Origin of the sequence: Vibrio sp. 10N.261.52.A1, from assembly GCF_002876325.1 — a bacterium.
Lineage (GTDB): Bacteria > Pseudomonadota > Gammaproteobacteria > Enterobacterales > Vibrionaceae > Vibrio > Vibrio chagasii.
In genome coordinates, this window is record NZ_MCYD01001412.1 from 1 (window position 1) to 265 (window position 265).

Sequence of the window (265 nt, forward strand, 5' to 3'; positions counted from 1 at the left end):
TGACGTAATGAAAAATGGTGACATCGAAAATGATTTCGCTCGTTTTGAAGCGCACCTAGACGCTAACTTCTAAGGAGATACCCATGAGCACTGAATTTACTTATTACAACGCCGAAACTGCGCCTGAAGAGTCTAAAGCTCTGGTGGAACAGTCTCTTAAAGGCTTTGGCATGCTACCCAATCTGCACGCTGTTCTAGCTGAAGCACCAGCGACGTACGAAGCATATAACACGCTTTTCGAACTGTTTATGAAGAACACAACATT

2 pseudogenes are annotated in these 265 nt (G+C 43.8%); both read left to right on the forward strand.

The features are described 5' to 3' along the window. A pseudogene (locus BCT81_RS29900) lies at positions 1 to 73 on the forward strand (flavodoxin family protein); the annotation flags it as partial. Positions 74 to 83: 10 nt separating this feature from the next. Further along, positions 84 to 265: pseudogene (locus BCT81_RS28500) on the forward strand (carboxymuconolactone decarboxylase family protein); the annotation flags it as partial.